Source organism: Parendozoicomonas verongulae (assembly GCF_009711465.1).
GTDB classification, from domain to species: domain Bacteria; phylum Pseudomonadota; class Gammaproteobacteria; order Pseudomonadales; family Endozoicomonadaceae; genus Sansalvadorimonas; species Sansalvadorimonas verongulae.
In genome coordinates this window covers 801-1013 of record NZ_SMME01000516.1, presented here as the reverse complement: position 1 = coordinate 1013, position 213 = coordinate 801, and the positions used below count along the sequence as shown (strand labels likewise).

The window sequence follows — 213 nt, the reverse complement described above, 5'->3', positions numbered from 1 at the left end:
CCCACGAACATATCAGGGAGGAACATGCCAGGAACCCACACAACAGGCAGACTCTTTATCTGTGATCATGACGGGTGCAATCGGTCTTTCAACTATTCCAGTAACCTTACAAGACACAAGCGCACCCATACAGGGGAAAGACCCTTTGTCTGTAATCAGGACGGATGCAACCGGTCTTTCAACCAATCTACTCATCTCATCGTTCACAAGCGG

At 48.8% G+C, this 213-nt stretch carries 1 protein-coding gene; it reads right to left on the bottom strand.

Annotated features, from left to right (window positions below; genetic code table 11):
• Positions 1 to 12 precede the first annotated feature (12 nt).
• Positions 13 to 213 (bottom strand): hypothetical protein (locus E1189_RS24645; protein ID WP_230459934.1); only part of this gene is annotated, 201 nt, incomplete at its 5' end.